At 69.5% G+C, this 8,682-nt stretch carries 12 protein-coding genes and 1 pseudogene; 8 read left to right on the forward strand and 5 right to left on the reverse strand.

Features of this window, described 5'->3' with window-relative positions:
• Positions 1-120: 120 nt before the first annotated feature.
• From D7Y13_RS33435 to D7Y13_RS33445, 3 genes and pseudogenes are all read left to right on the forward strand, one after another.
• Positions 121-318 (forward strand): annotated as a pseudogene (locus D7Y13_RS33435) (methylated-DNA--[protein]-cysteine S-methyltransferase); the annotation flags it as partial.
• 39 nt (positions 319-357) lie between these two features.
• Positions 358-1,167 (forward strand): isocitrate lyase/PEP mutase family protein, encoded by an 810-nt coding sequence (locus tag D7Y13_RS33440; protein ID WP_120582701.1) that lies wholly within the window; start codon positions 358-360, stop codon positions 1,165-1,167.
• An 11-nt stretch (positions 1,168-1,178) separates the two neighbouring features.
• Positions 1,179-1,745 carry a class I SAM-dependent methyltransferase gene (locus tag D7Y13_RS33445; RefSeq protein ID WP_120582700.1) on the forward strand — a complete coding sequence of 189 codons (567 nt, stop codon included), beginning with the start codon at positions 1,179-1,181 and terminating at the stop codon, positions 1,743-1,745.
• Between the two features lie 34 nt (positions 1,746-1,779).
• On the opposite strand, the gene D7Y13_RS33450 is transcribed toward D7Y13_RS33445, so the two are convergent.
• Together D7Y13_RS33450 and D7Y13_RS33455 are read right to left on the reverse strand one after the other, a co-directional pair.
• Positions 1,780-2,064, reverse strand: a complete 285-nt coding sequence (locus D7Y13_RS33450; protein WP_120538333.1) for a hypothetical protein — start codon at positions 2,062-2,064, stop codon at positions 1,780-1,782.
• Between the two features lie 153 nt (positions 2,065-2,217).
• Positions 2,218-2,721 carry a DUF1579 domain-containing protein gene (locus tag D7Y13_RS33455; RefSeq protein WP_120582706.1) on the reverse strand — a complete coding sequence of 168 codons (504 nt, stop codon included), beginning with the start codon at positions 2,719-2,721 and terminating at the stop codon, positions 2,218-2,220.
• A gap of 147 nt (positions 2,722-2,868) precedes the next feature.
• Between D7Y13_RS33455 and D7Y13_RS33460 the strand changes: the two genes are divergently transcribed.
• Positions 2,869-3,918 carry an NAD(P)-dependent alcohol dehydrogenase gene (locus D7Y13_RS33460; RefSeq protein WP_120537963.1) on the forward strand — a complete coding sequence of 350 codons (1,050 nt, stop codon included), beginning with the start codon at positions 2,869-2,871 and terminating at the stop codon, positions 3,916-3,918.
• A 45-nt stretch (positions 3,919-3,963) separates the two neighbouring features.
• Here D7Y13_RS33460 and D7Y13_RS33465 read toward each other — a convergent pair whose 3' ends face one another.
• Positions 3,964-4,536, reverse strand: coding sequence for a TMEM165/GDT1 family protein (locus tag D7Y13_RS33465; RefSeq protein ID WP_120537969.1), 573 nt, complete (start codon positions 4,534-4,536; stop codon positions 3,964-3,966).
• Positions 4,537-4,929: 393 nt separating this feature from the next.
• On the opposite strand from D7Y13_RS33465, the gene D7Y13_RS33470 reads away from it, so the two are divergent.
• Together D7Y13_RS33470 and D7Y13_RS33475 are read left to right on the forward strand one after the other, a co-directional pair.
• On the forward strand, positions 4,930-5,184 hold the full coding sequence (locus tag D7Y13_RS33470) for a ribbon-helix-helix domain-containing protein (protein WP_120537964.1): 255 nt from the start codon (positions 4,930-4,932) through the stop codon (positions 5,182-5,184).
• 169 nt (positions 5,185-5,353) lie between these two features.
• Positions 5,354-5,836 (forward strand): hypothetical protein, encoded by a 483-nt coding sequence (locus tag D7Y13_RS33475; RefSeq protein WP_120582699.1) that lies wholly within the window; start codon positions 5,354-5,356, stop codon positions 5,834-5,836.
• 51 nt (positions 5,837-5,887) lie between these two features.
• Here the strand turns inward: D7Y13_RS33475 and D7Y13_RS33480 are convergent, their stop codons facing one another.
• Positions 5,888-6,970, reverse strand: a complete 1,083-nt coding sequence (locus D7Y13_RS33480) for a lysylphosphatidylglycerol synthase transmembrane domain-containing protein (protein ID WP_120537966.1) — start codon at positions 6,968-6,970, stop codon at positions 5,888-5,890.
• Between the two features lie 156 nt (positions 6,971-7,126).
• On the reverse strand, positions 7,127-7,330 hold the full coding sequence (locus D7Y13_RS33485) for a DNA gyrase inhibitor YacG (protein WP_120537967.1): 204 nt from the start codon (positions 7,328-7,330) through the stop codon (positions 7,127-7,129).
• 63 nt (positions 7,331-7,393) lie between these two features.
• On the opposite strand from D7Y13_RS33485, the gene D7Y13_RS33490 reads away from it, so the two are divergent.
• Both D7Y13_RS33490 and D7Y13_RS33495 read left to right on the forward strand, forming a co-directional pair.
• On the forward strand, positions 7,394-8,383 hold the full coding sequence (locus D7Y13_RS33490) for a magnesium transporter (RefSeq protein ID WP_233595351.1): 990 nt from the start codon (positions 7,394-7,396) through the stop codon (positions 8,381-8,383).
• 29 nt (positions 8,384-8,412) lie between these two features.
• Positions 8,413-8,682, forward strand: a 270-nt coding sequence (locus D7Y13_RS33495) for an alcohol dehydrogenase catalytic domain-containing protein (RefSeq protein WP_158626177.1), incomplete at its 3' end; no start/stop codon positions are given.

Here is an 8,682-nt window from a genome sequence, read left to right on the forward strand (position 1 = left end):
GTCGAACAAGTCCGTCGCGTACTCCAGCGCGCCAAGCAGTTCCGACCCTGACTCGCGCAGTGCCAGCGAGAGATCGAACTTGGCGAACTGGGTTTCCAGCGGCAGCGTCTGCATCGCCATGCCCGGCTCGCCGAACGCATCGGCCGGCCCAAGGCCGTGCGCGCCGTGGGCGCGGCCAATGGCGCCAACCCCGTGGGCATCGTCGTGCCGTGCCACCGCGTCGTGGGTGCCAATGCCTCCCTGACAGGCTATGCCGGAGGAATCGAGCGCAAACGCTGGCTGCTCGACCACGAACAGACACACGCGCCCAGGGCCTGAAAGCCTTCCAATCCCTCTCACCCTCCCGAAAGCCTCCCCATGCCAGACACCGCCGCCAGCACCTTCCGCGCGCTGCACCAGGGCCCCGAACTGCTCCTCCTGCCGAATGTCTGGGATGCTGGCAGCGCCCGCATCTTCGAAAGCCTGGGCGCCCGCGCCATCGCCACCACCAGCGCCGGGATTGCCTGGGCCCTCGGGTTCCCGGATGGCAACGCGCTGCCCATGGACCGCCTCGTCGCCACGGTCCAGGCCATCACCGGGGTCATCCGCGTGCCCCTCACCGTGGATGCGGAGGGTGGCTACTCCGACGACCCGGCGACCGTCGGTGAGAACGTGGTCCGGCTGCTGTCCGAGGGCGCCGTGGGCATCAACCTGGAGGACGGGAGCGGCCCACCGGAATTGCTCGCGGCGAAGATTGAACGCGTGAAGCAGGCCAGTGCCCAGCGGGGCCTCGACGTCTTCGTCAATGCGCGCACGGATGTCTTCCTGCGCGGACTCGTCCCGCCCGAGCGCCGTGTGGAGGAGACCCTAGCCCGCGCCGCCCGCTACCAGCAGGCCGGCGCGGACGGCCTCTTCGTTCCCGGCGCCACGAACGCGGCGGACCTCCAGGCCCTCACGCGCGGCACGCCACTGCCGGTGAATGCCATGGCCCGGCCCGACCTTCCCAGCGTCCCGGAGTTGCAGCGTCTGGGCGTGCGGCGCCTGAGCGCGGGCTCCGCCATCGCGCAAGCCCTCTGGGGCCGCGCGGGCGCGCTCGCCACCACCTTCCTGCGCGAAGGTCACTCCGCGGCCCTGTTCGAGGAAGCTTCCAGCTACCCGTCCCTCAACGGCCTGATGACCCGGCGCTGACCGGAGGCCCCATGTCCCAGGACGATCGCCAGCGATGGAACGACCGCTACCAGCGGGCCCCGGAACCCCGGGAGCCGTCGGACTTCCTGCGCTCGCTCGCGGACCGGCTGCCCACCACGGGTCGGGCGCTCGACCTGGCCGGGGGACAGGGGCACGACGCGTGTTGGCTCGCGAAGCGCGGGCTGGACGTCACCCTGGTGGACCTCTCCGACGTGGCGCTGGAACAAGCGGGGGCGCTCGCACAAGCGGAGGGAGTGCCCCTCCAGCTCGCGCGCCTGGACCTGGAAGTGGACCCGCTGCCCCCAGGCCCGTTCGACCTCGTCGTGTGCCTGAACTACCTCTGGCGGCCGCTCTTCGCCGCGCTTCCCAGTGTGCTCGCACCGGGCGGGCTGTTCGTCTTCGCCCAGCCCACCCGGAGCAACCTGCAAAGGCATCCGCACCCGTCCGCACGGTTCCTCCTGGAGGACGGAGAGCTGCCCACGCACCTCCAGGAGTTTGAAACCCTCTCATCCACCGAGGGCTGGACGGACTCTGGCCGACACGAGGCACGCGTCCTCGCGCGGCGTCACCGCCAATGACAGACAGGCACGGAGCCCTCCCAACACGTGGGCGCTAGAAGCTCCAGCAGGCGCCGTAGGCGGAGCGACCACAGTAAGCATCCGCCGCGGCCTGGCACTGCCCGTAGGCGATCTGGCCCGGGGCGTACCAGAGCCAGCCGCTGCCAGAGGTACACTTGAACGTGCACCGGTTCGCGCCGTTGTCCCACCCCTCACAGAGATTCTGCTCCGTGGTGGCCAGGCTCGGCGTCTCTTCGGCCATTCCCTCCGTCTCCATTCCGCCACAGGCGGCCAGGAGGGAACCGAAAGCGAGGCTGACAATCAGGGTCTTGATTTGCATGGGTGTCTTCTCAGGGAGAACGCCGGCGAGATGCTCGGCAGATGAAGACATAACATACCGAATACAATCTTCCCAGCATAAGCCGGTTTAGCCGCCATACCCGCCTTATCTGTCAACCACCCACCAGACGCCGTGCGTCACGCTCGGGGCTCCTCAGGCCCGTCGGCGGTACTGGATCTCAATCGCCTTCTGCGCCGCCTCACCGGGCTGGATGTTGAAGTGCGTGATGACGAGCGCGTCGGGCGAGGGCTGTTCGATGTCCACGCGCCAGCCCCACCGGGGCGTCGTCTCCCCCGTGAAGTAGGTGCCGGACACGGAGAACCGGTCGCTCACCCCGGCCTCCCCCAGCAGGGTCATGATGTCGGAGCCCACGTGGAAGGTGTCCACCCACGACATGGTGAACTGGCGGCCGTCCAGGTGATGGCCCAGGGTGGCGATGCCCGACAGCGGCTTGCCCCCCATCGAGGACGTGTACTCGTGCACCACGAAGCGGCCGTCGAGCACGCTCCGGAAGGTGCCGGCGATGGGGGACTCATCCTCCACCTTGTCCGGCTGGAACCACGTGCGGGCGACGCCCTCCCACCCGCCCACCAGGCGGGAGAGGAAGTGATGGGGACCACCGGGGGACTGGGACTGTTGCAGACGATCCTGGCTCATGGTGCCGGGCAGTCTCCCGGACTCCCCCGGCACGGTCCACACTTCCCGCGCTTTCCACGGCGAGACCGGCCCCGCTCCATTAGCTTCGCGCGTTGCGTCCAACCCGTCCTGGATGCGCCCTGCTTCGATTCCCCCTGGAGTTCTCACTTGCCGACCACCCACGCCTATTCCGCACCGAGCGCCAAGGCCGCGCTCGGCCCCTTCACCCTGGAGCGCCGCGAGCCGCGCCCCCAGGACGTGCTCATCGACATCCAGTACTGCGGGGTGTGCCACTCCGACATCCACCAGGCCCGTGATGAGTGGGGCGGCGCCAGCTTCCCCATGGTGCCGGGGCACGAAATCGTCGGGAAGGTGTCCCAGGTCGGCAGCGCCGTCACCGACTTCAAGGTCGGCGACAGCGTGGGCGTGGGCTGCTTCGTGGATTCATGCCGCGACTGCCCTGCCTGCCTCGCGGGCGAGGAGCAGTACTGCGAGCGCGGCTCGGTGAACACGTACAACGGCCGGGAGAAGGACGGCACGCCCACCTACGGCGGCTACTCCACCCGCATCACCGTGGACGCCAGGTACGTGCTGCGCATCCCGGAGGGCATCCCCCTGGACCGGGCCGCGCCGCTGCTGTGCGCGGGCATCACCACGTACTCCCCCCTGCGCCACTACGGCGTGAAGGCCGGCAGCAAGCTGGCCGTCGTGGGCCTGGGCGGCCTGGGGCACATGGGCGTGAAGCTGGGCAAGGCGCTGGGCGCCGAGGTGACGGTGCTGAGCACCTCCCCCTCCAAGCGCGACGACGCCCTGGCCCTGGGCGCCATGCACTTCGCCGCCACGTCGGACAAGCAGACCTTCAAGGCGCTGGCGAACCAGTTCGACTTCATCCTCGACACTGTCTCCGCGCCGCACGACTACAACGCGTACCTGCGCCTGCTGAAGCTGGACGGCACGATGATCCTCGTCGGCGCGCCCGAGTCCCCCGCGCCGCTCGCCGCGTTCCCGCTCATCATGAAGCGGCGCAAGCTGGGCGGGTCGCTCATCGGTGGCATCCGCGAGACGCAGGAGATGCTCGACTTCTGCGCGAAGCACCAGGTCGCCTCCGACGTGGAGGTCATCCCCATCCAGCAGATCAACGAAGCCTATGAGCGCATGCTCAAGGGCGACGTGCGCTACCGGTTCGTCATCGACATCGCGAGCCTGAAGAACCCGTAGGCCGTCCCCGTGAGGGCCCCGGCGACACGCACCGGGGCTCGCGCGTCAGCTCCTCCAGGCCGTCCACAGCGACACGGCGCCGAAGAGGAAGAAGAGGCCCGCGGTCACCCACCGCACCCACTTCATCTGCACCCGTCCCGCCAGCCGGTCGCCCAGGAAGACGGCCAGGCCATCCGACACCAGCATCCCCGCGGTGGTGCCCAGCGTCACCATCACCGGGGCCTGGTAGCGCGCGGCCAACGCCATGGTGGCCAGCTGCGTCTTGTCCCCCATCTCCGCCAGGAAGAAGAGCACCACGGTGGTGAGGAAGGCGCCGAAGCGCGGCGGCTTGCCCCCGTCGTCATCCAGCGTGTCTGGCTTCAGCGTCCACAGGCCGAAGCCCAGGAACAGCACCGCCAATATCAGCGCCATCACCCGCGCCGGCACGTGCGTGGACACCCACGTGCCCACCGACGACGCCAGCGCGTGGTTGGCGATGGTGGCCACGAGGATGCCGGCCAGCACCACCCACGGCTTGCGGAACCTGGACGCCAGCGAGAACGCCAGCAATTGCGTCTTGTCCCCCATCTCACTGGCGGCGACCAACACGAACGAACCGAGCACGGACTCCCACGACATCATGAAGGCTCCCCTTCCCAGTCCCTGGCGCGAAGGTGTCGTGGTGAGAGCGCTTCAGGGGGGAGCGCGCACGACGGACCTCGGCCAGGGAGCATTGAATCCCTGTCCGAAGGTCTCGTTCGTCTCGCGCGCTTCGCGAGGTGGGGGCCCGGGCTGTCTCCAGCCAGTGTGTCGAGCTTCCCGACGCCTCTTGCCACCGGCGTGAACTACTCCCCTTACGTGTCGTCGCAAGTAGCAGTGGGGCCCGCGTGAGTCAACCCGACACATCCCCCACGCTCGGGCGCTCCTACGTCTGGCGTCCCTTTTTTTGACGCCGCGAGAGGCTGCCCCCCTAATGCCGGGGACAGGTCGGTAGCGGCCTGTAGCAGCAGCAAAAGCCTGGAGGAAGCCCCGATGCAGGATGGAAGCGCCAGCCCGCTGAGCCCCGACGCTCCGTCGTCCCAGTCTCCGGTGGAACCCGGTGAGGTCCGGAGCCCGGAGGCCGACATCGTCTCCACCCACGTCCTCGTGCCCGAGGAGCAGGTCCACAAGCTGCGCGAACTGGCGCGGCGCACCCGCATCCACCAGAGCGAGTACCTGCGCGAGGCGGTGGAGGACCTGCTGTCCAAGTACGGCCGCATGCCCGCCAAGACGGAAGGCGAGTCGTGAAGCGCCCGGCGCCCCTGCGCCACTCCCGCCGGAGCGCCCTGTCCCTGCGCGAACGGCTGCGGCGCTGGCTGGAGCAGGAGCTGTAGTCCTCCGCCCCGCCCTGGAGCGTGCCAGGAGGGAAACACGCTAGGTTCGGGCCCTTCCTTCGTCTCCAGGAGCCCCGGCCTTGATGCGTCCCTCCCTGATGATCGCCGTCCTCGCGCTGGCCGCCACCGGCTGCGCCACGTCCGGCTTCGAGCAGCTGTATCCCGGCATGACGCCCGCCCAGGTGGCCAGCACCATGGGCAAGGGCCCTGCCCACGCGCAGGAGTACCAGGACGGCTCGTCGGCCTGGTACTTCGACGAGGACCACTGCGTGCTGATGCGCGACAACGTCCTCGTGGCCAAGTCCACCACGCAGACGCGCACGGCGGTGCACACGCCCGTGGGTTCCCTCAAGGATCAGGACAAGGCGTTCTGTGGCCCTCCGGGCGCCGAGGGCAACGCCAACCGCGAGCAGACCCTCCAGACGCCCTTCGGCACCTTCAAGGGCACCGTGGACCCCGCCGCCGTCACCGAACAGGTGAAGAACAGCGTGCGCAGCCAGAAGGTCGCGCCCCCCGCGCAGAACGCACCCGACGCGGGCGCGCAGGCGACGCAGCCCGCGCCGTAGGCTTCACCCGCCGCCACTCCCCCTCAGGACCGGGGCAGGCGGCACGGGCGCTCAGGCCACGGGCGAACGGGTGACGGCACCATCGCCGTCGCCGCCGTCCTTCTTCATGTTGCCGGCCAGTTCGCGGAAGGACATGTGGCTGATGGACAGCAGCACGAGGCCGAAGATGACCTGCTGCGCCGTCTGACACAGCCACAGCACGTTGGCGTAGGCGAGCCCGTGGGCGTTCACCACCGCGGCGGGCAGGAACAGGCCCAGGCCCACCTTGATGGCGGCGTGGAAGGTGCCCACCATGCCGGGCGCGGCGGGGATCATCACCCCCACCACCAGCACGCACATCACGATGTACGACTGGAACAGCGACAGGCTCATGGGCTCGCAGACGACGCCCGGCGCCGCGCCGGAGCAGTCGAAGGCGCGGGCGAGCAGCGCCATGCCCAGGCCGTTCACGGCCCAGTACAGCACCGTGTAGAGGAAGAAGAGGGCGATGTGCCGGCCGTCGGGGAGCTGCCGCATGGCGCCCACGAAGGTGTCCACGACGTCCGCCACCTTCTCCGCGATGCCGGGGGAGAAGCGGCCCACGGTGGCGCGCACGAGCCGCACGGTGGACTCCTGGTGCCACAGCCCCAGGAGCAGGAACACCAGCCCGCCGCCGAACACGCCGAACATCAGCCACGAGCCCAGCTTCACGTACCGCACGCCCTCCGTCTCCACCGGGACGAAGAAGAGCAGCACGCGGAAGAGGGCCGCGACGAAGAGGCCGTCCACGATGCGCTCCAGCACCACGGAGGTCATGGCCGCGCTGCGGCGGATGGAGCTGCGCTGCGCGATGAGGAAGGGCCGGGCGAACTCCCCCAGCCGGAACGGCAGCACCAGCAGCATCATGAAGCCGATGCCGGATGCCTCATTGAGCTTGCGGAACGGCACGCGCTCCAGGCCCGACAGCAGCGAACCCCACCGCAGCGTGCGGAACACGTGGATGGCGGTCAGGCACAGGAAGTACGGCAGCACCCACGCGTAGTTGGCCGCCTTGAGGCTGGCGATCTGCGTGGACACGTCCGTGTCCCGGAAGGCCCACCACATGAAGGCGGCGGTGACGAGCAGGCTGGCGATCAGGTTGACGGCGCGTTTCACGGCGGCCGGGTATATCGTCCCTGCCTTTGCGACTCCAGTAGCTCGGCCTACTCAAACCCTCCGGCGCGCCCGCATGCGGGCCCCGCGACGGCGCGCTCCCCTGCCCCGTCGTTCAGTGCCTGAGAGGAATTTTTCAAGACACGTGAGCCGCGAGGCTCAGGCGTCGTGGCCGCGGTTGGAGCCGTCGGAGGGCAGTTCGTCCTCCTGCTCATCCGCCTGCCGGTCGGGCACGCGGTACTCCTCCCCCAGCCAGCGGCCCAGGTCGACGGCGCGGCAGCGGCGGGAGCAGAAGGGTTGGGAGGTGTTCTCCGGGCGGGGAGGCACGGGCTTCTGACAGATGGGACACGGCTGAAGTGGCATGGCGGATGGAGTCCTAGATAAGCCTTGACGCTCCGCCGGGCCAGGACGTTTCTTGGCCCGGCCGTGCAGCCAACCCCGGAGTCCGCTCACACGCTGTTGCAGGGCGACCGGCTGTCCCGGGACTTCACCGCCGTGGGCGTGGAGGACACGGTCGCCCAGGCGCTGGAGAAGATCCGCGCGAGCCCTGGCACCGGCGAGGTCTTCTACTGCTACGCGTGCGACCCGGCGGGTCGCCTGGTGGGCGTGGTGCCCATCCGCAAGCTGATCCGCGCGGCCCCCGAGGAGCGCATCGCCACGTTGATGTTCACGCGGGTGGTGAAGCTGCCGGTGGACGCGCCCGACGCGGTGGTGGAGGACTTCTTCGTCACCTACCGCTTCCTGGCCTTCCCGGTGGTGGACGCGGACGGGCGCATCGTGGGCGTGGTGGAGATGAACCAGTTCGTGGACACGTTCTCCGACACGCTCTTCGACGAGGTGGAGGGCCGGGTGCGCGACGAGGTCTACCGCTTCGTGGGCCTGCCGAAGGGGGAGCTGAAGGAGACGCGGCCGGCGCGGCTCGCGCTCAAGCGCTTCCCGTGGCTGCTCGTGAACATCGCGGGCGGGTTCCTGGCGGCCACGACGACGCGCCTGTTCGAGCACACGGTGTCGGAGCTGGTGGTGGTGAGCGCCTTCATCCCGATGGTGCTGGTGCTGTCGGAGAGCCTGGGCGTGCAGACGACGGCGGTGGCGTCCTCGATGGTCACGCACGGAGAGGTGGACCGGAAGGTGGTGGTGCGCGAGGTGCTGGCCGCGAGCCTCGCCGGGATGATGGCGGCGGCGGTGGTGGCGCTCCTGGGGCGCGTCTACTCGCCGGGGTTCGGCTTTCCCCTGGCGCTGTTCGTGTCGGTGACGGTGTCGGCCACACTGGCGTCGTGCCTGGGCGGGGTGCTGCCCTTCCTGTTCCGCCGGCTGAAGGTGGACCCGCATCTGGCGTCCGCGCCGCTGGTGCTGGCGGTGGCCGACAACGTGACGCTGCTTGCGTACTTCGGCTTGGTGACGCGGTTGTTGTTGTGAACGGCAGTGCTACTTCGCGGAGTCCCACCATGAAGGTCGTGCGCATCACCCAGCCGGGCGGTCCGGAAGTCCTCGCGTTCGACGAGCGTCCGGAGCCGGCGCCCGGTCCGAACGATGTCCAGGTGCGGGTGCGGGCGAGCGCGCTCAACCGGGCGGACCTGCTCCAGGTGCGGGGCGCCTATCCGCCGCCCCAGGACGTCCCGCAGGACGTGCCGGGCCTGGAGTACGCGGGCGAGGTGGTGGCGGTGGGCCCCCGGGCGCGGAAGTTCCAGGTGGGGGACCGGGTGATGGGACTGGTG

This window comes from Corallococcus praedator (assembly GCF_003612125.1).
In the GTDB taxonomy this organism is placed as follows: Bacteria; Myxococcota; Myxococcia; order Myxococcales; family Myxococcaceae; genus Corallococcus; species Corallococcus praedator.